The sequence below is a fragment of the Acidimicrobiales bacterium genome (assembly GCA_033344915.1).
In the GTDB taxonomy this organism is placed as follows: domain Bacteria; phylum Actinomycetota; class Acidimicrobiia; order Acidimicrobiales; family Aldehydirespiratoraceae; genus JAJRXC01.
Genome location: JAWPML010000001.1, coordinates 838,782 through 857,920, shown reverse-complemented (window position 1 = coordinate 857,920; position 19,139 = coordinate 838,782). Strand labels below are relative to the sequence as shown.

At 68.6% G+C, this 19,139-nt stretch carries 18 protein-coding genes and 1 pseudogene; 11 read left to right on the top strand and 8 right to left on the bottom strand.

Features of this window, described 5'->3' with window-relative positions:
• Position 1: 1 nt before the first annotated feature.
• The 3 genes from R8F63_04145 to R8F63_04135 form a co-directional block, all read right to left on the bottom strand.
• Positions 2-1,687 (bottom strand): ABC transporter substrate-binding protein, encoded by a 1,686-nt coding sequence (locus R8F63_04145; protein MDW3217782.1) that lies wholly within the window; start codon positions 1,685-1,687, stop codon positions 2-4.
• 330 nt (positions 1,688-2,017) lie between these two features.
• Entirely contained in the window at positions 2,018-4,348 is a 2,331-nt protein-coding gene (locus R8F63_04140; GenBank protein ID MDW3217781.1) for an arylsulfatase, read from the bottom strand.
• Positions 4,349-4,604: 256 nt separating this feature from the next.
• Positions 4,605-5,795, bottom strand: a complete 1,191-nt coding sequence (locus R8F63_04135) for an amidohydrolase family protein (protein ID MDW3217780.1) — start codon at positions 5,793-5,795, stop codon at positions 4,605-4,607.
• 73 nt (positions 5,796-5,868) lie between these two features.
• Between R8F63_04135 and R8F63_04130 the strand changes: the two genes are divergently transcribed.
• From R8F63_04130 to R8F63_04120, 3 genes are read left to right on the top strand one after another with little or no spacing between them, the layout of a single operon-like run.
• Entirely contained in the window at positions 5,869-6,453 is a 585-nt protein-coding gene (locus tag R8F63_04130; protein MDW3217779.1) for a WHG domain-containing protein, read from the top strand.
• A 41-nt stretch (positions 6,454-6,494) separates the two neighbouring features.
• Entirely contained in the window at positions 6,495-7,838 is a 1,344-nt protein-coding gene (locus R8F63_04125; protein ID MDW3217778.1) for a hypothetical protein, read from the top strand.
• A gap of 48 nt (positions 7,839-7,886) precedes the next feature.
• A complete protein-coding gene (locus tag R8F63_04120) occupies positions 7,887-9,242 on the top strand; it encodes an ABC transporter substrate-binding protein (protein MDW3217777.1) in 1,356 nt (451 codons plus the stop codon).
• Positions 9,243-9,269: 27 nt separating this feature from the next.
• On the opposite strand, the gene R8F63_04115 is transcribed toward R8F63_04120, so the two are convergent.
• The gene (locus tag R8F63_04115) at positions 9,270-10,136 is read right to left on the bottom strand and encodes an NAD(P)-dependent oxidoreductase (protein MDW3217776.1); all 867 of its coding nucleotides are present in this window, start codon (positions 10,134-10,136) and stop codon (positions 9,270-9,272) included.
• Between the two features lie 119 nt (positions 10,137-10,255).
• On the opposite strand from R8F63_04115, the pseudogene R8F63_04110 reads away from it, so the two are divergent.
• Positions 10,256-10,831 (top strand): annotated as a pseudogene (locus R8F63_04110) (DsbA family protein).
• Between the two features lie 15 nt (positions 10,832-10,846).
• On the opposite strand, the gene R8F63_04105 reads toward R8F63_04110, so the two are convergent.
• A complete protein-coding gene (locus tag R8F63_04105) occupies positions 10,847-11,362 on the bottom strand; it encodes a phosphoribosyltransferase family protein (protein MDW3217775.1) in 516 nt (171 codons plus the stop codon).
• A 123-nt stretch (positions 11,363-11,485) separates the two neighbouring features.
• Between R8F63_04105 and R8F63_04100 the strand changes: the two genes are divergently transcribed.
• Both R8F63_04100 and R8F63_04095 read left to right on the top strand, forming a co-directional pair.
• A complete protein-coding gene (locus tag R8F63_04100; GenBank protein MDW3217774.1) occupies positions 11,486-11,851 on the top strand; it encodes a hypothetical protein in 366 nt (121 codons plus the stop codon).
• Between the two features lie 129 nt (positions 11,852-11,980).
• Positions 11,981-12,343, top strand: coding sequence for a helix-turn-helix transcriptional regulator (locus R8F63_04095; protein ID MDW3217773.1), 363 nt, complete (start codon positions 11,981-11,983; stop codon positions 12,341-12,343).
• Between the two features lie 6 nt (positions 12,344-12,349).
• Here R8F63_04095 and R8F63_04090 read toward each other — a convergent pair whose 3' ends face one another.
• Genes R8F63_04090 through R8F63_04080 form a run of 3 tightly spaced genes read right to left on the bottom strand, consistent with a single transcriptional unit; the run spans position 12,350 to position 14,876 of the window.
• Entirely contained in the window at positions 12,350-13,165 is an 816-nt protein-coding gene (locus tag R8F63_04090) for an LmeA family phospholipid-binding protein (protein ID MDW3217772.1), read from the bottom strand.
• A complete protein-coding gene (locus R8F63_04085) occupies positions 13,162-13,593 on the bottom strand; it encodes a GNAT family acetyltransferase (protein ID MDW3217771.1) in 432 nt (143 codons plus the stop codon). Before R8F63_04085 ends, R8F63_04090 begins: the two co-directional genes overlap by 4 nt.
• Positions 13,590-14,876: a cytochrome P450 gene (locus tag R8F63_04080; GenBank protein ID MDW3217770.1), complete on the bottom strand. Its 1,287-nt coding sequence runs from the start codon at positions 14,874-14,876 to the stop codon at positions 13,590-13,592. The genes R8F63_04085 and R8F63_04080 overlap by 4 nt, the downstream gene beginning before the upstream one ends.
• A gap of 127 nt (positions 14,877-15,003) precedes the next feature.
• Here R8F63_04080 and R8F63_04075 point away from each other — a divergent pair, with 127 nt between their 5' ends.
• The 5 genes from R8F63_04075 (at position 15,004) to R8F63_04055 (ending at position 18,693) form a co-directional block, all read left to right on the top strand.
• Positions 15,004-15,306 carry a hypothetical protein gene (locus R8F63_04075; GenBank protein ID MDW3217769.1) on the top strand — a complete coding sequence of 101 codons (303 nt, stop codon included), beginning with the start codon at positions 15,004-15,006 and terminating at the stop codon, positions 15,304-15,306.
• Complete coding sequence (locus R8F63_04070) at positions 15,303-15,674, top strand: MerR family DNA-binding protein (GenBank protein ID MDW3217768.1); 372 nt, start codon at positions 15,303-15,305, stop codon at positions 15,672-15,674. Before R8F63_04075 ends, R8F63_04070 begins: the two co-directional genes overlap by 4 nt.
• A 60-nt stretch (positions 15,675-15,734) precedes the next feature.
• Positions 15,735-16,505 (top strand): enoyl-CoA hydratase-related protein, encoded by a 771-nt coding sequence (locus tag R8F63_04065; protein MDW3217767.1) that lies wholly within the window; start codon positions 15,735-15,737, stop codon positions 16,503-16,505.
• Between the two features lie 72 nt (positions 16,506-16,577).
• On the top strand, positions 16,578-17,798 hold the full coding sequence (locus R8F63_04060; GenBank protein ID MDW3217766.1) for an acetyl-CoA C-acetyltransferase: 1,221 nt from the start codon (positions 16,578-16,580) through the stop codon (positions 17,796-17,798).
• 7 nt (positions 17,799-17,805) lie between these two features.
• On the top strand, positions 17,806-18,693 hold the full coding sequence (locus R8F63_04055; GenBank protein ID MDW3217765.1) for a hypothetical protein: 888 nt from the start codon (positions 17,806-17,808) through the stop codon (positions 18,691-18,693).
• Positions 18,694-19,139: the final 446 nt, after the last annotated feature.

Below are 19,139 nucleotides of genomic sequence, written 5' to 3'. Positions count from 1 at the left end.
GTCAGCTCGCGACTTCCACCTGCTCGAGCAGGGTGAAGCCGAACACCGAGTAGATCACGTTGGACACGTTGTCGGTGTAGACCTTCTGGCCCCGACCGAAGTAGATCGGCGCGACCGGAACGTCCTCGCACAGGATCTCCTGCGCGGTGGCCAGTGCCGGGAACCCGTCCTCTTCCGTGGGGGCGGAGTTGAACTCCACCATCGCGGCGTCGAACGCGTCGTTGGCGTAGCCGGTGTAGTTGTCCGTCGACTCGCTGCCGTAGAGCGGGCCGAGGAAGTTGGAGGCCGACGGGGCGTCCCAGCCCCAGCCGAGACGGAACGGACCGTCGACGCCCTCGTCGCTCTGCAGAACGTCGAGGTACGGCGAGAACTCCTGGCCGACGAACTCGGCCTCGATGCCGAGCGTCTGGAGCCAGCCGTTCGCCACGGCCTGGGTCCACTCCTCGTGGCCACCACCGGTGTTGAAGTAGATGGTGACGCTGTTGCCCTCGATGCCACCGGCACCGTCGAAGAGCTCCTTCGCAAGCTCGGGATCGTACGTCGCGTTGGCGCACTCACCGATCGCACCCGGAGCCAGCGGCGGCACGAAGCCGGTCGCCGGGGCGCGGGTCCCTGCGAAGATCTCTTCCATGATCGTTTCACGATCGATCGCCAGCGACAGCGCGCGACGGATGTCGACGTTGTCGAACGGCGGGGTGTCGTTCGGGAAACCGAGGTAGGTGAACGATCCGGTCTCGACGTCGATGTAGTTGCCACCGAAGTCGTCGGACGCCGTCGTGATGTTCTCCGGCGGCACCTCGGAGATGTCGAGGTTGCCCGCCTGGGCCTCCAGGTACATCGTCTCCGACGAGTCGTAGATGTTGAAGTCCACGCCACAGGGCTTGCCCGGCGTGCCGTGATAGGCCTCGTTCTGAACGAGCTTGATCGACACGTCGTGCTGCCACGAACCGTCCATCTGGTAGGGGCCGTTGCCCACCGGAGCGTCGGTGTAGCCGTCGCCGCCCGCCTCGACCGCGGCCATGTTCACCGGCGAGAACACCGGGTGGGCCATGATCTTCGGGATGATCGGGTTCGGTGCGTCGAGCGAGATGACCAGCGTCGTCTCGTCCGGAGCAGCCAGACCGGCAATCTCGGTCGCTTCGCCGGCCTCGACGGTGTCCCAGCCGGTGACCTTGGCGACGTAGGAACCGTGGTAGCTCACGTCGGACAGGTTGTCCGGGTTGGCCACGCGGTTGAAGCCGTCGATGAAGGACTGTGCCGTGACGGGCGTGCCGTCGTGGAAGGTGACGTCGTCACGCAGGTTGAAGGTCCACTCGGTCTTGTCGTCGTTGGACGACCAGTCGGTGGCCACGGCGGGAACCGGCGAGAGGTCCTCGCCGTAGTCGGTCAGACCGTCGAACAGGAGACGAGCGACTTCGAAGCCCTCGGAGTCCTGGGTGTTGAACGAGTCGATCCAGCTGGGCTCGACGATGCCGTAGCTGACGGTGCCGTTGCAGGTGGGGTCGTCGGTCACGGTGCTGTCATCGCCACCGTCGTCACCGTCGTCTCCACCGTCATCGCCACTGTCGTCGCCACCGTCGTCCTGACCGGTGACATCAGCGTCGTCGGTGTCGTCGTCGCCGCACGCAGCGGCAATGAGCGAGAACGCCAACAGGATCGCCAGCAGGCTGGCGAGTTTCTTGGTCATGTTGTTCCTTCCGACTCCTGCGCTGAGCCCCTCCAGACAACCTCCACGAGGTTGACTCGGCACGGCACGACGAAGTCTCAATCACTTGGGTGAGGCGGCAAGTTAGCGCCGGAATGTCCCAGTTGGAACGGTCAGCGAACGATCGACCCCCGGGGACGGTGGAGAAGTCATCACGAGCGACCACAGGCGGGCGGGTTCATCGACCGGAAAATCAGCCCATCACCAGCGGAAACGGCGCCTCGAACCCGCCTCCGCCGGAGCAGCGGAAACGTCGCGTGAACGAACATTACCGTTCGAATTCTTTTTGATGAACGCCGTTCAAACTCCCGCTTATTCGAACCGGGTTCCGGCTTCCTTGAGGTAGTCGAGCCAGCGCACGCCGGCGTCGTCCGCGAGCTCGCCGGGGCGATAGGTGACCCCGTGCAGCGTGCCGGAGTAGGGGAACGGCCCGTGCCGTTCGTAGATCTCCCAGCTGACCGGCGACCGACGATCCAGTCCGACGTCGATGCCCTCGAACGGCGCCATCGCCATGAGCACCGGCAGCTCGTCCGCGGTGGCGACGACCGCGTCGCCGATCACGACCTCGGCGCGCCAGAGGCCGTCGCCGACGTTCGCCATCCGCAGGCCGACCGAACGCGTCCCCGCGGGGACGTCGCCGGCGTCGACCACCGTCATCGACCCGTAGCCGTTGAAGGCGAAGACGAGGCGACCGTGCTCGATGTACATGGCGTAGCCGCCGCCCTGGTCGCCGTGGGCGAACAGCATGCCCTCGTCGCCCTCGGCGTAGTCGAGGTCGACCTCCACGGCCCAGTCCCGGGAGAAGATGAGCTGCAACGCGCGCCATCGTTCGAGCGTCGGCGTGCCGGGATGGATCCGGGTGTCCTCGGCGAGCTGGGCGTCCCACGGCGGCTTCTCGATCATCTTCACGGCGTTGCCCTCGTCGAGCGGGAACACCTGGTTCGCCCACGCCGCGTCCTCCCACGCGTCGACCAGCTCGTTGAGCTTCCCCGGGTGTTCGGCCGCGAGGTCACGCGACTCGGACGGATCCTCGGCGAGGTTGTGCAGCTCCCACGCCTCCTCCGAGAAGGCGGTGCGGGGCTGGCGCAGCGTCACCGCCGACCACCCCTCGCGATAGAAGCCGCGATTGCCGATCATCTCGTAGTACTGCTCGGGGTGGGTCGACACCGCGGCGCCGTCGCCGAGGCTGTCGGCGAAGCTCGCGCCCGCCGGCTCGGGAAGCGGCTGGCCGTCCTTCATCGTCGGGATCGTGACGCCGGTCAGCTCGGCCAGGGTCGGGAGCAGGTCGGTGATGTGCTGGTACTGGGTGCGGATCTCGCCCTTGGCCTCGAGCCCCTCCGGCCAGTGCACGATGAACGGCACCTGGTGGCCACCCTGGTGGGTGTTGATCTTGTACATCCGCAGCGGCGTGTTCGACACCATCGCCCACCCCATCGGGTAGTGCGGCAGGGTCTGGGGGCCGCCCATGAGGTCGAGCCGGGAGTGGTCGAGCTCGATGTCCTCGAACCCGCCGCGACGCGCCTGGAGCAGCAACGTCCGGAAGTACTGCGAGGTGCCGTCGTACTGGCCCTCGCGGGAGCCGCCGTTGTCGGAGGTGAACACGATGATCGTGTTGTCCCACTCCCCCATGGCCTCGAGGTGCTCACGGAGCCGGCCGACGCTCTGATCGACCGAGTCGACCATGCCGGCGAAGATCTCCATGTAGCGGGCGAAGGTCTCGCGCTGCACGTCGGTGAGATCGTCCCAGGCGGTGACCTCGTGGTTCTCCTCCGTGTTGCGGGGCGGGAGGACGGTGCCGTCGGGGATGACCCCCAACTCGAGTTGACGCTCGTAGCGCTGACGGCGGATCGCGTCCCACCCGGCGTCGTACATGCCGCGGTACTTGTCCATGTCCTGCTGCTTCGCCTGGAGCGGGGCGTGCACCGCGCCGTGGGCGTAGTAGAGGAAGAAGGGCTTCGTCGGGTGCGACGACCGGACCTCGTCGATCATCGTGATCGCCTGATCGGTCAGGTCGTCGGTGAAGTAGTAGTCGTCCGGGTACTGGTCCACGGTGATCGCGTGGTTGTCCTCGTACAGCCGGTGCGGCTGGTGGAAGTTCGTGAAGCCGTCGAGGATGCCGTAGTAGCGGTCGAAGCCCTTCTGGAGCGGCCAGCTGTGCTTGGGGCCCGCCTCGCTCAGGTTGGCGTCCTTGCAGAGATGCCACTTGCCGACCATCAGGCTCGCCCACCCGTTGTCGCGGTAGAGCTCGGCCATGGTGATGGCGTTGTCGCGGATCTCGTGGGCATAGCCGGGGAAGCCCGGGTCGCTGTGGGCGACGTGGCCCATGCCGGCGAGATGGTGGTTGAGGCCGGTCAGCATCGACGCCCTCGTCGGCGAACACATCGGGTTCACGTGGAAGTTCGTGTAGCGCACGCCGTGCGCCGCGAGGCCGTCGAGCTCGGGCGTGTCGATCTCGCTGCCGTAGCACCCGAGGTCGGCGAACCCGAGGTCGTCGGCCAGCATCACGATGATGTTCGGTGCCTTCTCCGGAGCCGTCGGCGGCTGCGGCCACCAGGGCTTCGACGTGGAGAAGATGCGGCCCACTTCCCCCTCGAAGCCGGCATACGCCGCGGTCGGATCGGCGGGGCCCTGCGTGCTCGTCACCGCGCCGTTCTAGCCGGTCGCCACCGGTCGCACGAACCGCGAGGCCGGGCCCGCCCGGACCAAAGTCGTCTCACGTAGTGCGACATGCGACAACCGGTCTTGTCGCATGTCGCATTACGTGAGACACAACCGCGGCGAGGGCTCGGTTCGGGGCCCGGGCCCGGATACGACGATGGCGCCTCCCATGGGAAGCGCCATCGACGTCCGATCCCCCAATCGGACACCGGTGGTGAGCTTACCGCACTGCGCGGTCAAGTCACTTCTTGAAGAACGCCGGGCTGGTCGCCTTCTTCGGGATCTCGGCCAGCGGGGTCGCGACCTGCTCGACGGTCGGGCCGTGTTCGGCGGCGAGTGGCGCCAGCGCGTCGAGGTCAAACCGGTACAGCTCGGCCGCGTTCTCGCTGAGCACCCGACGCATGTCCGCCTCGTCCCACTCGTGGAACGCGCGCTGCAGCGACTCGACCGAATACGGGTAGGTGCCCTCGTGGTGCGGATAGTCCGAACCCCACATCACCTTGTGCACGCCGAGGGTCTTGATCGCCTCGGCCTCACCCGGCGACGGGAAGGACGCGCCGATCCACACGTTCTGGTCGAAGTACTCGCTGGGCTTCATCGGGAGCACGACGTCGGCGGAGAACCCGAGCTCGCCGACGCGACCCGAGGAGATCTGCATGTGGTACATGTCCATCCGCCGCAGCTCGTCGATCGCCCACGCCGTGCCCTGCTCCGTCATGACGTACTTGAGCTTCGGGAACCGGTGGAAGACACCGCTCATGATCAGGTGCGACAGGTTGCGGTGGGCGAAGAACGGCACCTCCATCAAGAAGATGAGGCCGGACGCCGGGTCGCTGCCGTAGTTCGGCGTGCCGTTGCCGCCGTGTTGGGTGGCCACGAGATCGAGGTCCTGGACGGCCGCCCACAGCCGGTCCCAGTGCGGGGACCAGAGGCCGGGCAGGTCGACGTCGGGGGCGACGTGGGGAAGCATGAACGAGCGGAAGCCCTCGGCCGCGGCCCACTCGAGCGTGGTGATCGCGTCGTCGATGTCCTCGAGGAAGATCTGGGGCAGACCGCAGCGCTGGGCCGGGTATTCGTCGGCCCAGTCCTTCAACCAACGGTTGTGGGCATCGATGCCGGCCTTGCGCCGCTCGTAGTCCGCCTGGTCCTTCGGCGGGTACGCGATGAGCATGCCGGTCGGATAGAAGGGCGGCACCGTGTTCGGGAACGTGATCTCGGCCACGATGCCGTCGTCGTACTGCTCCTGCACGCGGCGTTCGTTGTCCCAGTTGCGGGTGCGGCCGTCGTCCTGGAGGTCCCGATACGGGTTCGAGTAGGCACCTCGCCATTCGGCGAAGGCGTCCTTCCACTCCTCGGCGAGGTACTCCTCGTACATCGCCATGTTGCCGCCGGCGTGGCTGTCGGCGGAGATGATCGTGTAGCGCTCGCTCATGCTGGGTCCCTCGGTCGGTTACCTAACCATCTTAGACATAGACCTATCCCACTTCAACAGCTAGTGTGGGGAAATGGCCCGACGACGAGGACTCGATCGAGACGACGTGCTCGACGCCGCGCTCGCGATCGTGGACCGCGACGGTCTCGACGCGCTCAGCCTCAAGGCCGTGGCCGATGCCCTGGCCGTGCAGTCCCCCTCCCTCTACAGCCATGTCGACGGCCTCGGGGGCCTTCTCGATGCCCTCGCCATCGCCGTCACCGCCGAGTTCGGCGAGACCCTGCGCGACTCCGTGGTCGGGGTCGCCGGCGACGACGCAGTCATCGCGTTCGCCCGCGCCTACCGCCGCTGGGCCACCGAGCGGCCCGGCCGCTACGAGCTCTCGTTGCGCAAGGTCGAGGGCGACGAGAAGCGCACCGCCGGCCTCGGTGCCATCGAGACCATGGACCGGGTGCTGGCCGTCTACGGGCTGTCCGGTGCGGACGCCACCGCCGCGGGCCGGTCGCTGCGCGCCGCCCTCCACGGCTTCAGCACGCTGGAGGCCGCTGACTCGCTCGGTCGCGGCCGCCACGATGCGAGCTTCGACTATCTGGTCGCCCTCTTCGTCGAGGGCATCCGGGCCGGGACGGAGCTCGCCGAGGTCGAAGCCGCCAGCTAGCGATTCGACAGCGAACGGGCCGGGTGGGTACGAATCGGGGGGTGAAACGCCACCTCGTCGTACCGGTCGTCGTCCTTCTCGCCCTGATCGCCGCGGCCTGCGGCTCGTCGTCGGACGATCCGGTGGCGGACCCGGACGACGGTACAACGACCACGACGACCGCCGACGAAGGCGACGCCGGCGCGGAGTCGACGACGACCACGACCCTCGGACCGAACACCGCCTCGTACCGCGGCGTCACCGAGGACACCATCCGCATCGGCATCGCCGCGTTCGACTGGGACCGTCTCGCCGCGCTCGGCGTGACCTTCGGCGTGTCCAACAACAGCGATCTGATGGTCGCCGCCCTCGACGAGATCAACGAACGGGGCGGTATCCACGGGCGGACGCTGGAGCCCTACATCAGCGAGTTCCTGCCCGTCGGTTCGGACGAGGCGGATGCAGCATGCATCGAGTTGACGGAGGATCACGAGGTCTTCCTCGTCGTCGGTGCCACCCTGAACGAACAGATCCTGTGCTTCACCGAGATCCACGAGACCGCCGCCATCGTCGCCGGCGGGCTCAACGACGAGCGTCTCGCCCGGGCGAAGGCGCCGTATGCGGCGGTGATCGCCGCCCAGGAGGTTCGGGCGGCCGAGTGGGTCGCCCAGATGGAAGCCGCCGGCCTGCTCGAGGGCACCCTCGGGGTCATGGGGTTCGTGGACGTCAGCGAGTCCGCATACCTGGCGGTGGTCGGCGCCCTGCGCGATGCCGGCTACGACCCGGTCCAGGGTCTCATCGGCGGCAACTCGGACGACCTCGCAGCGACGGCACGGGAGCAGGCGCTGGTCTACGAACGCATGAAGGAGGCGGGCGTCGATCGCACCATCTCGACGACCGGCGTGCCGCTCGAGATCGCGAACGCCCTCGACGCCGGCTACGAGACCGAGCAGTGGCTCCTCTACACGACGATGACGGGCCGGGGCCTCACCGACGCCGGTGTGCCGCTCGAGTACCTCGACGGGGCGTACTCGACCAACAACTCACCCACGGGCACCTCGGCCCAGCCCCTGCTCGCCGACGACCCCGACGCGGCTGCGTGTCTCGACGACCTGCGGGCCCGGACCGACCATCCCCTCCCCTACGACCTCGACGCCGAGGTCAACAACATCAACACCGCGCTGATCGTGTGCGCGACGAGCCGGATTCTCGAGGCGGCCCTGACCAACGCCGGCCAGGACCTCACCAACGAGTCGCTGCTCGCCGGCATCGAGGCGATCGGCGAGATCGAGCTCGCGGGCTACACCAACGCTTCGCTCGGGCCTGGCGACTATGGCGCGGTCAAGGGGCTCACCCTCATCCAGTTCGACGCCGCCACCGGCATCTGGGAGCCCGTCGCGGGCTGAGCCGAAGGTCACCCTCAGCAATCTCCGGGTACGGCCGACGGGTAGGGCATGACGATCCGTCGCGCCATTCTGCAGCTGACCGCCCTCCTCCTCGCCCTCGGCCTGCTCGCCTCCGCGTGCAGCGGCGCCGAACCCGACCAACAGGCCGAGCGGGTCGTGGACCCGGACGACGCTGTCGCCCCGGACACTCCCGAACCCGACTCGCCCGAACCGGACGCCCCCGAACCGGTCGAGTTGACCGCGAGCTTCCGCGGCGTCACGGCCGACACGATCAAGGTCGGCGTCACCGCGATCGACTGGGACACCCTCGCGGACTTCGGCGTCCACTTCGGCCGCAGCAGCTCCGGTGATCTCTGGGCCGCCGCCCTCGAGGCGATCAACGATCGCGGTGGCATCCACGGGCGCATGCTCGAGATCGTCGTCGAGGAGTACCTCCCCATCGGCAGCGCCGACTACGACGAGGCCTGCAGCAAGCTGACCCAGGACGAAGAGGTGTTCCTCATCGTCGGTCAGGCCCTCGAGGACCACGTCCTCTGCGCCATCGACCTCAACGAGACCGCCGCGGTCACCGTGGCCGGCATGGGCGACCCGATCGTCGATCGGGCCCGGGCACCGTACGCGACCCTCTGGGCCTCGTTCGAGCGCCAGGCCGAGAACCTCGTCGCCCTCGTCGAGCAGGCCGGCGTGCTCGAAGGGGCGACCATCGGCGTCAGTGGATCCGCCGATGTCGGCGTCGTCGAGTACGACACCATCGTCGCCGCGTTCCGGGCCGCCGGATACGAGGTCGTCGAGGGGCTCACCGCCGCGAACGACGACGACCTCAACGAGACGGCCCGCGACATGGCCCTCGCCTACGAACGCTTCCGCGATGCCGGCGTGGACTTCACCGTGTCCACGACGGGTGTCGCGCTCGAGATCTTCAACGCCCAGGAGGCGGGCTACGACGCCGGCCAGTGGCTGCTGACCGTGGTCATGAACGGCTCCAGCCTCGACGACGCCGGCGTCGACCACCAGTACCTCGACGGCGCGCTCGCCATCGTGAACAGCCCGGTGGCCACCGACCAGCAGCCGCTGATGGGCGACGACCCCGCCGTTGCGGCCTGCATCGACGACCTCGAGACCCGGGCCGGCCGGGAACTCTCCTACGAGCTCGGACTCGAGATCAGCGATCTCGCCGTCGCGCTCTATGCGTGCGCCATCGCCGACATCGTCGAAGCCGGGCTCCTCGCCGCCGGACCGGACCTCACGAACGAGTCGTTCCAGGCCGGACTCGAGTCCATCGGCGAGATCGACCTCGCCGGCTACTGGGACGCCGAGCTCCACGAGGGCGACCTCGGCGCCGCCCGCGGTCTGCGGCTCGCGGAGTTCGACGCGGCGACCGGCGCCTGGGTGCTGCTCGACTAGCGCGACCGCTGCGGATCGACCCCGAGGTCAGTCCCGCAGGAGCGAGATCAGCGAACTGGTGTCCCAGCGTCCGTGCCCCTGGCGCTGGAGCCGGGCGTAGAACTGGTCGACCAACGCGGTCACGGGAAGCGAGGCACCGACCCGGTCGCCCTCGGTGAGACAGATGCCGAGGTCCTTGCGCATCCAGTCGAGCGCGAAGCCGAAGTCGAACTCGTCGGCCGCCATCGTCGTCGCCCGGTTCTCCATCTGCCACGAGCCCGCCGCCCCCTTCGAGATCGTCTCCACGACCGTGTCGATGTCCAGCCCGGCCCGGGTCGCGAAGTCGACGCCCTCGGCCAGCCCCTGGAGCAGCCCGGCGATGCAGATCTGGTTGACCATCTTGCACAGCTGACCCGAACCCGGCCCACCGAGCAGGGTCACGGCGCGGGCATAGGCGTCGATGATCGGGGCCGCCCGATCGAAGTCCGGCTGGTCGCCGCCACACATGACCGTGAGGGTGCCGTTCTCCGCGCCCGCCTGACCGCCGGAGATCGGCGCGTCGACGAACCCGACGCCCTGCTCCCCCGCGGCTGCGTGGATCTCGCGGGCGACGTCGGCCGACGCGGTCGTGTGATCGACGAGCACGGTGCCCGCCGCCATGCTCTCGAGGACGCCGGCCTCGCCGGTCGCGACCTCGCGCACGTCCGGGTCGTCGCCCACGCACAGGAACACGAACTCGGCATCGGCCGCGGCGCCCGCGGGGGTCGGCGCCGCAGTGCCCCCGTGGTCGGCGACCCACTGCTCGGCCTTCGCCGCCGTGCGGTTGTAGACGGTCACCTCGTGACCGGCCGCCACGAGATGCCCGGCCATGGGGTGTCCCATGACCCCCAATCCGATGAACGCTGCCTTCGCCATAGGGCCGAGACCATACTTTCTGGGGTCAGACCCCAGAAAGTATGACGGGGTACTGTCGGGGCATGAGCGATCCGGTCCAGATCGTCGCCTGGAGCGACTTCCTTTGACCCTGGTGCTACGTCGGGACGGTCCGTCTCGATGAGTTGAAGCGCCGGTTCGGCGATCAGATCGATGTCTCGTGGCGGGCGTTCCTGCTCCGCACAGAGAACAAGGCGACCGATCAGGAGAAGTTCGTCGCCTACACGAAGTCCTGGCTCCGGCCGGCCGAGGTCGAGCCCGCGGCGACGTTCAACGTGTGGGCCACCGACAACCCGCAGCCGGTGTCGAGTGTGCCCGCCCACGTGGCCGCGAAGAGCCTGGCCCTGATCGAACCGGACGCGGCCGACGACTTCCACCACCGGCTCCTCGAGGCGTACTTCACCGACAACCGCACAATCTCCGACTGGGGAGTGCTGTCCGAGCTCGCCGGTGACGTCGGTGTCGACCGCGACGAGTTCATGACGCTCACCGCCGAGCGCGAACGCACCCTCGTCGAAGAGGTGCTCGACGAGCACAACGCCGCCATCCAGTCCGGCGTCACCGCGGTACCGACCCTCGTGATCGACGAGGTCCTGCCGGTCCAGGGCGCCCAGGAGGTCGACACGATCAGCCGCTGGATCGAGCGCCTCATCGATCGTCGACTCGGCGGCGCCTGACCGCCGGCCCGTTCGCTAGGCGCCGGTTCGACGCGTGCGAGCAGCGACCACGCCCACCACATCGGTCGCGCCGGCCTCGCGCAGGAGCTCGGCGAGATAGGTGAGTGTGGTGCCGGTGAGCACGACGTCGTCCACGAGCACGACCGACCGGCCCCGGACCGACGCGTTCACCGCGTAGCCGGCCGCTTCCACCACGTCGCGACGGCGGGCGACCGGCGTGTCCCGCAATCGTGGCGTGGCCGCCGATCGGGTGAGGACCGACCCCACTGCGTCGACATCGAGGGCCTCGGCGACACACGCGGCCAGCGACGGCACCGGGTGGGCGCTCCGGCCCGGTCCGGGCGGCACCGCGGCGACGAGCGGCCCGGTCGGGAGGTCGAGACCGAGCACGAAGACCGAGAGCAGGCCCTCGAGCTCCCGCAGCGCGGCGACGCTCGCCTGGTCCTTGGCCGCGGCCACGAGGACGCCCAGCGCCGTCGGTTCGTCGGCATCGGGTTCCCAGTACTCGCCGAGCACATGAAGGGCGCTCAACACGGCTGCGTACTTTTGTTAGCAAAAGTGGTTGACATGGGCTGACTGCTAGCTATAGTAAGCACATCCGGTCGCCGAAGTGTGCAGTCGGATCCACCCCCAACCCTCTCAGGAGTCCGAACAATGACCGCAGTTCTCGATCAGGTCAAGACCGCCGCCTACGCCTCCGTGGGCATCAACCTTCTCGTCACCGACGCCATCGTCGGCCGTGAGGTTCCCGCCCCCGAGTTCGCCGAGGAGCACGCCGCCACCGCTCGCAAGCAGGCGACCGAGGCGCTCACCGAGTTCCGTGCCCGCACCGAGCCCCGCGCCGCCGAGCTGATCGGCCGTCTGCCGGAGCAGGTCGCCACCGTCGTCTCGACCAACCGTGAGAAGGCGTGGGACTTCATCGGCATCGAGGCCCCCAAGACCCCGGCCGCCAAGAAGCCGGCTGCCAAGAAGAGCACCGCCAAGAAGACGGCCCCCAAGGCCAAGGCCACCAAGTCCTGAACCCCTGAGGTTCACCACTTCCCCCAAATGAAATCCCCCCGGCGACCGGGCTGCCCTCCGGGGCGGCCCGGTCGCTGCGTCCGGGCGCCGAGGGTGCCAGAGTTGACCCCCTGAACGGGAGTGCGTCGTATGGTCGACAAGGATCCACGAGAAGCCTGGGGTGATCTGGGCGAGTACATCCGCGAGCAACGGCGTCAGATGGAGCTGTCGGTCCGCAAGCTCGCCGATCTCGCCAACGTCTCGAATCCGTACCTGTCACAGATCGAGCGGGGCCTCAAGCGCCCGTCTGCCGAGATCCTCCAACAGCTCGCCCGCGCCCTCGAGGTCTCCGCGGAGTCGCTCTACGTGCGGGCCGGCATCCTCGACGAGGACCGCGAGAGCAACCTGATCGAGACCATCCGGGCGCAGACCGACCTCACGCCCGACCAGAAGCAGGTCCTGATCCGCGTCTACGAGTCGTTCCTGGCCGAAGGCAGCGAGTCGGACGGCTGAGCCCGGTCACCACTCCCCGACCATCACCCGCAGCACCTCGCGCGTGCGCTTCGTGCCGAGGTCGGTGATCAGACGGGTCATGTCCACCGGGATGACGACCTCGCGGACGGTCCCCTGCACGATGACGTCGTCACCGTCGAGCGTGACCGAGTCGACGGTCAACGGCGCCGGAAGGCCGGGCAGGTCGCGCTCGATCCGTTGGAGCAGCCGGCGGGGCACCGGCACCGGGCGGCCCCGGAACCGCAGGGCCACCGGCTCGACGACGACCCGCTCGTCCGCGGCCCGGATCGACAGTTCCATCCAGAACCACCGGGCGAACACGCCCTCGCTCGCTTCGATACGCCCGTGGTCGAATCGGATCATCGGCGCGTCGGCGGCGTGCGCGGCGATCTGGGCCAACACTTCGTCCCCGGTGACACGGGCCTCGTAGTCGGCGCCGCCCACCCGCACGCGGTCACCGCTGGTCGCCATCTGGATGGACCGCGCCGCGAGGTGGATCCGCTCGAGACGAACGTCGCCGATGTGCACGTCCTCCAGTTCCCCGCTCACCGCAGTGAACATCGGGACCTCCAGCACACTCGTGGGCACCGCGCCGACGCCGGCCGGGGGCCGTACCTCGTCGAGGCGGGCGACCGTGAGGCTGACCGGCGGCTGCGACGCGATGTCGAGACGTCGACCCTCGAGCTGCTTCGCGACCGTGGTGGACATCCGGGCCGCCGAGTTCGCCGCGAGCCCCTTCCCCATGAGCGCATCGGTCAGATAGGTGAACGGGTCGAGCTTGCTCCCCCGCAGACCGAACGGATCGAACCAGTCCCGACTCACGGTCGCGGCGCGTCCTCGATGAGGCGGTTGCCCATCGTGACCACGTCCTCGGTGCCGTAGCCGAGCCGCTCGTAGAACGCCGCGACGTCGCGGTTGCCGGCGCGCACCATGAGGTTGATCTTCGGGCAACCGAGTGATTCCAACCGCTGCTCGATCTCGGCCATGAGGAGCCGGCCGTGGCCGCCGCCGCGCTGATCCGGGTCAACGCCGAGATAGTTGACGCTCCCCCGGTGGCCGTCGTAGCCGAACATCGCGCACGCGACGATCCCGCCGTCATCGTCCTCGAGCACGAGGAAGCCACCCGGATCGTGGGCGACCTTGCGATCGATGTCGAGATCCGGGTCGTTCCACGGTCGCGTGAGATCGCACCGCTCCCAGAGATCGATGACCGCGCCACGGTCCGTTTCGCGAAACGCCCGGATCCTCATCGGACCACGGCCGGCAGGTCCACCAGGCCGCGGAACACGATCGTCTTGCGCCACTCCGGCGTGTCGCGGACCAGGCGGAGGTCGGGGAAACGATCCAGCAGGGCGCCGAGACCGACCTCGGCTTCCACCCGTGCCAGCGCGGCCCCGATGCAGTGGTGGACGCCGAAGCCGAACGACAGGGGCTGACAGTCCGGACGGCCGACGTCGAGGACGTCGGGGTCCGGGAACCGATCGGGGTCACGGTTCGCGGCCCCCATGATGTTGACGATCGGGCGCCCGCTGCTGACCGGCACGCCCGCCACCTCGGTCGCCTCCAGCGGTGTGCGCTGGGTGAGCTGGATCGGACTGTCGTAGCGCAGGAGCTCGTCGACGGCGTTCGGTCGGATCTCCGGTTCGCTCCGGAATCGGGCGAGCTGGTCGGGATGGCGGTGGAGATGCCAGAGCCCGTTGCCCATGAGGTTCGCGGTGGTCTCGTGTCCGGCGGCGAAGAGGAGGACGGCGAACGAGACGAGCTCCTCTTCGCTGAGCTTGTCGCCCTCGTCGCGGGCGACCACGAGCTTGGTCAGGAGATCGTCGGCCGGCTCCGCGCGCCGACGCTCGATGAGGCCCCGGAAGTAGCCGTCGAGGGCCTGCGCCGCCTGCTCGACCTCGTCGATGTTGCCCGCCCCGCGCTCGTTGACGTCGAGAACCCGCACGATCTGGCGCACCCATTCGTGGAATGGTGCGACGTCGCCCGGCGGCACGCCGAGGAGCTCGCAGATGACCCGGGTCGGCAGTTGGTAGAAGTACTCGGCGAGCAGGTCGGCCTCGCCTCGCAACTCGATGCCGTCGAGGAGGTCATTGGCGATCTTCTCGATCATCGGTCGGGCCGCGTCCGCCACCTTCGGGGTGAAGGCACGCGACGCGAGACGGCGGATCCGGCCGTGGTCCGGCGCGTCGAGGAGGATCAGGAACCGGTCGAGGAGCGTGGGAAGCACGCCGCCGTCACCGGCCGCCCGCCGGTAGCGGGCCCGCTCGATGTGGAAGACGAGACGCCCCGGGAACTCGGCGGCGATGCCGCGGCCATGACGTCCTTCGCGGAACCGGATGTCGGCGTTGGTGTCGACGTTCGACATGACGGGCTGGCGGAACACGTCGACGACATCGTCGTAGCGGGTGACGAGCGTGGCGCCGACGATGGAGTGGTGCACCGGCGACTCGGCCCGCAGCCGGGCGTAGAGGGGGTACGGGTCCGCCCGCGCCTTCGCGCTCACCAGGAATCGCAGTACAGAGGGTTCGATCACCGGGGCCTCCGAGAAGAACGTAGTCGGCGCTGTCGAGAACGGGCAGTCCCGTTCGTCGCCGACCCGTGCCGTGGGAGCGCGCGGATCGGTTGACATCAAGTGGACTTGAGGTCGTACGGTGGCGGGCATGGACGCCCCACCCCCGCCCGTCACCTGCACCCTCACGACCAAGGAGCTCGCCGGGCGCACGCTCGAGTGGGGCGACCTCGGCCCGCGGGCACTCGATCGCACCGAACTCGAGAACGGGGTGCGCACCACCTACCCGCTCGCCATGGCCGGTCCCATCGAACGGCTGGCCACCGCCGAACGGGCGTGCTGCGGCTCCTGGCTCGACATCGAGGTCCGTCTCGACGACGTGCTCACCCTCGAGCTGACGACGTCCAACCCCGACGGGCTCGCGATCATCCGCGCGATGTCCGGCATCACGTGACCACGACCCTGTCGATCGGCACGGTCGCGGCGCGCACGGGGCTCGCCGTCTCCGCAGTCCGCTACTACGACGAGATCGACCTGATCGAGACAGCCGAACGGGTGGGCGGCAAGCGCCGCTTCGATCCGGCCACCGTCGGCCGGGTCAACTTCATCCGTCGCTGTCAGGAGGCCGGGCTGGCGCTCGACGAGATCCGCCGCATGCTCGACGACACGGACGGCTCGTGGCGCGATCTCGTCGACGCCAAGATCGGCGAACTCGAACGGCGCCGGACCGAGCTCGACGAGATGATCGCCTTCCTCGTCGAGATGAGCGACTGCGGCTGCACCGTCGTCGCGACGTGCCCCCGCCGGGCCGACTGGTGCTGACCGCCTTCGGCGGCGTGGCCGGATTCAGCGATCGGCGGCGACTCTCGTAGGCTCGGATCAATGATCGACGTGAGCAACGACGGCCGGGTCCGCACCATCACCCTGCAGCGGCCCGAGGCCAAGAACGCGATGAACATCGCCATGTGGGACGGCGCCGCGGAAGCGCTGCTCGCCGCCGAGTCGGACCCGTCGGTCGCCGTCGTCGTGTTCACCGGCTCAGGCGACTCGTTCTCCGCGGGCCAGGACGTGATCGAGATGGGTCGCCTGGCCATGGGCGAGACCATCGAGTCGACCCATGGCTTCGCCGGGCTCACCCGCATCCTGATCGACTTCCCCAAGCCGTTGATCCTCGCGGTCAACGGGATGGGCCTCGGTTTCGGGGCGACGATCCTCGGCGTCGCGGACCTGGTCTTCATGTCGACCGAGGCCCGTCTCAAGTGCCCGTTCACCACACTGGGCGTGGCGCCCGAGCTGGCCAGCTCCGCCACGTTCCCCGCGCTGATCGGCCGTCAGAACGCCACCTGGGCGCTGATGAGCAGCGAATGGCTGAGCGCCGACCAGTGCAAGGACATGGGCCTGGCCTTCGCCGTCTGCGAACCGGACGATCTGATGGACGTCACGATGGAACACGCCCGTCTGCTCGCGTCCCGCCCGATCAGTTCGCTCGTCGCCACGAAGCGCACCATCGTGGAACCCATGCGCGCCGCCATGCACGAGGCCCACGAGCGCGAGAACGCCGAGTTCGCCGTCCTCATGGGCGCCCCCGCCAACATCGAAGCCATGACCGCCTTCGCCGAGAAGCGCCCCCCGAATTTCGAAGGAATCGACTAACCCGCGCTTCAACTGGGGTCTGACCCCCGCTTCACCTCGCAACCCACTCGATCAGAAGAACCAGGAGCACCCATGCCCGACGCCTACATCATCGATGCCTGCCGGACCCCCCGTGGGGTCGGCAAGCAGGGGAAGGGCGGCCTCGCCCACCTCCACCCGCAGCACCTCGGGCGCACCGTGCTCGAAGCGCTGCGTGACCGCAACGGCTTCGACACCGCCGACGTGGACGACGTCGTGTGGGGCACCAGCTCCCAGGTGAGCGAGCAGTCCGGCGACCTCGGCCGGATGGCAGCGCTCGATGCCGGCTACGACGTGACCGCGTCCGGCGTCACCCTCGACCGCTTCTGCGGCTCCGGCATCACCGCCACGAACTTCGCGGCCAATGCCGTGATGGCGGGCATGGAGGACCTCGTGGTCGCCGGCGGCACCGAGATGATGTCACTGCCCAAGAAGGGCCTGCTGCCGATGGGCGCGAACAACATGCACCTGCGCGAACTCCACCCGCAGTCGCACCAGGGCGTGTGCGCTGATGCCATCGCCACGCTCGAAGGCATTCCCCGCGAGGCGCTCGACGCGCTCGCGGTCGAGACCCAGCGCCGGGCCAACATCGCGATCGAGGAGGGCCGCTTCGACAAGAGCCTCGTGCCGGTGCTGAACCTCGACGGCTCCGTCGCCCTCGACCACGAGGAGTTCCCCCGCCCGGAAACGACCATGGAGACGCTCGCCCAGCTGGCGCCGAGCTTCCCCGCGGTGGCCGACTACCGCCACGAGGACAACCCCACGTTCCGCGAGCTGATCAACCAGAAGTACCCGGACCTCGACATCCAGCACGTGCACCACGCCGGCAACTCGTCGGGCGTCGTCGACGGCGCGGCTGCGATCCTGATCGCGGGTCAGGACTACGCCAAGGCCCACGGCCTCACGCCGCGGGCCCGCGTCGTCGCCACCACCAACATGGGCGACGACCCGACCCTGATGCTCAACGCGCCGGTCCCCGCGGCCCACAAGGTCCTCAAGCGCGCGGGCATGACCCTCGACGACATCGACCTGTTCGAAGTCAACGAGGCGTTCGCCGTCGTGTCCGAGAAGTTCCAGCGTGACCTCGACCTCGACCGCGACAAGGTCAACGTCAACGGTGGCGCCATGGCCCTCGGCCATCCGATCGGGGCGACCGGGGCGATCCTGATCGGCACCGTGCTCGACGAGCTCGAGCGCACCGACAAGCAGGTCGGCCTCATCACGATGTGCGCCGGCGGCGGCATGGCCCCCGCCATCATCATCGAGCGGGTCTGACGGGTCAGTGGCCCGGTTTCGGGCACGTCTCCGGCTGGCCACCTCTCTGGCAGATGAGTACGGCGACGTCGCCGAGTGGCTCTTCGCGCTGGCGCCAGCGGCACCGCAGGATCTCATCGACTGGATTCTGGGCGGGCCGGAGCCGGCGTGGGTGAGCCTGATCGCTGCGGTGGACGAAGCCAGCCGTCCGACGAGTCCCGAGCAGCCGTCGCTGCGCGAGATGATCGATCGCGGCCTTCCCGGGATGCGGGGCGAGGTCGAGGAAGTGTCTCCTCGCGAGATGCGGATCGACGACGATGGCGGCCATCTCACCTTCACTCGGCGATCGATCGCCGATCCCTGGACCGGCGTGGTGGCATCGAACGCAGCGAAGCCCGCGAGCGGCGACTCGCCGGCGACACCCGAAAGTGCGTTCACCGCGGAGCTCCGCGACGGACCGTTCACGACACCCACCTGGCACATCCAGACCGTGTCCCACCCGCCGGACGGATCCCGCGCCTGGATCGGCACGGTCGAACCCCGCTCCGTCACCGGCGCCCTCCGCGTCGAGACCACGGAGACGAACCTTCCGCAGACGGTCGACCAAGTGACCGTCCGTTTCCGCGACCGCCGGCTGATCGTCGAGCTCGATGACCTCCGCGGTCCCGATCTGCCGTTTCACGTCCTCGATGTGAAGGTGGACGTTCGAGTCACGTCCCACATCGACATCCGGGTGAAGGGATCCGGCCCACCGACGAGCCTTGGCATCCGCGCCGCGCTCTGGGCTTGGCGGCCTCTACGTCATCCCGTGCGCTGGTGGGGCGAGCGGAGGCTGCGCCAACGGTTTGTCGAGATCGAGTCGAGGCTCAGCAAGTCTCCGGGTTGGAACGCAACGGTCGCGCACGTTCGCGGTTGAGCGCGTGCACCGGTCGGAGAGCTCGGCCCGGCGATCCAGTACCGTCGCCGCGTGTCTGATCGCCGCTCCCGCTTCTCCGCCGACGTCGACCCCAACGCCCCGTGGCCCGAGTACCCACGCCCGCAGCTACGGCGCGACACGTGGACGAACCTCAACGGCCGTTGGGACCTCGCGATCCGTCCTGCAGAGGAAGCGAAGCCGTCGACCTACGACCAATCCATCCTCGTCCCCTATCCGATCGGCTCCCAGCTGAGCGGCGTGGAACACACGCTCCAGCCGACCGAACGCGCCTGGATGCGACGGACATTCACCCTCGACCCTGCAGCGATCGGCGACGACCGACTCCGCCTTCACTTCGGCGCGTCGACTGGGACTGCACGGTCTGGTGCAACGGGATCGAGGTCGGCCGCCATCGGGGCGCCCATGAACCGTGGTGGGTCGACATC

Excerpts from the sequence above, each read along its gene's own strand:
- R8F63_04145 (MDW3217782.1), bottom strand. The coding sequence starts at position 1,687 with ATGACCAAGAAACTCGCCAGCCTGCTGGCGATCCTGTTGGCGTTCTCG.
- R8F63_04135 (MDW3217780.1), bottom strand. The coding sequence starts at position 5,795 with ATGAGCGAGCGCTACACGATCATCTCCGCCGACAGCCACGCCGGCGGC.
- R8F63_04130 (MDW3217779.1), top strand. The coding sequence starts at position 5,869 with ATGGCCCGACGACGAGGACTCGATCGAGACGACGTGCTCGACGCCGCG.
- R8F63_04120 (MDW3217777.1), top strand. The coding sequence starts at position 7,887 with ATGACGATCCGTCGCGCCATTCTGCAGCTGACCGCCCTCCTCCTCGCC.
- R8F63_04115 (MDW3217776.1), bottom strand. The coding sequence starts at position 10,136 with ATGGCGAAGGCAGCGTTCATCGGATTGGGGGTCATGGGACACCCCATG.
- R8F63_04100 (MDW3217774.1), top strand. The coding sequence starts at position 11,486 with ATGACCGCAGTTCTCGATCAGGTCAAGACCGCCGCCTACGCCTCCGTG.
- R8F63_04095 (MDW3217773.1), top strand. The coding sequence starts at position 11,981 with ATGGTCGACAAGGATCCACGAGAAGCCTGGGGTGATCTGGGCGAGTAC.
- R8F63_04085 (MDW3217771.1), bottom strand. The coding sequence starts at position 13,593 with ATGAGGATCCGGGCGTTTCGCGAAACGGACCGTGGCGCGGTCATCGAT.
- R8F63_04075 (MDW3217769.1), top strand. The coding sequence starts at position 15,004 with ATGGACGCCCCACCCCCGCCCGTCACCTGCACCCTCACGACCAAGGAG.
- R8F63_04065 (MDW3217767.1), top strand. The coding sequence starts at position 15,735 with ATGATCGACGTGAGCAACGACGGCCGGGTCCGCACCATCACCCTGCAG.
- R8F63_04060 (MDW3217766.1), top strand. The coding sequence starts at position 16,578 with ATGCCCGACGCCTACATCATCGATGCCTGCCGGACCCCCCGTGGGGTC.